Here is a 538-nt window from a genome sequence, read left to right on the forward strand (position 1 = left end):
GTAAGCACCTCGCGGCGGCCGTCGTAGGCGCCGGCGCGGCACGAGATCAAAGTAGTGCCCATCATTTTCGATTTGATGGACACCACTGTGACGGAGTCGGAAGCCAAGCCGGGTAGCCGCAAGGGACGCCCGAACCATGATCCGGAATTTCGACGCCGGCTCGCGGCCGCGGCATGTGAGCCTGGCGTGTCGGTCGCAAAGCTGGCGCGGGAGAGTGGCATCAATGCAAACATGCTGTTCACATGGCGGCGTCGGTATCGCGAGCAATTGCAGGCCGAAACGACTTCCATGATTCCAGTGGCGGTGGTCCATGAGGCGCTGCCCGCGCACGTGGCGATGACGCCGGAAGCACGGGACGTTGGCAAACGGACGCCACTCGCCGGAACGATCGAGATTCGAATCGGCAGCGTAGTCGTCAAGGTCGACGGCGTCGTCGATGCCGATACGCTACGGGTCGTACTAGCGAGCGTGCGATCGTGATTGCGCTGCCCACGGGTACACGCGTCTGGCTGGTGGCAGGCGTCACCGACATGCGTTG

Annotated in this window: 1 protein-coding gene; it reads left to right on the plus strand. The window is 63.4% G+C overall.

Features of this window, described 5'->3' with window-relative positions:
* Nucleotides 1-54 precede the first annotated feature (54 nt).
* Nucleotides 55-480 (plus strand): transposase, encoded by a 426-nt coding sequence (locus AB6809_RS36305; RefSeq protein WP_307252267.1) that lies wholly within the window; start codon nucleotides 55-57, stop codon nucleotides 478-480.
* Nucleotides 481-538 lie beyond the last annotated feature (58 nt).

Origin of the sequence: Paraburkholderia sp. RCC_158 (assembly GCF_041355255.1) — a bacterium.
Classification (GTDB): Bacteria; Pseudomonadota; Gammaproteobacteria; order Burkholderiales; family Burkholderiaceae; genus Paraburkholderia; species Paraburkholderia graminis.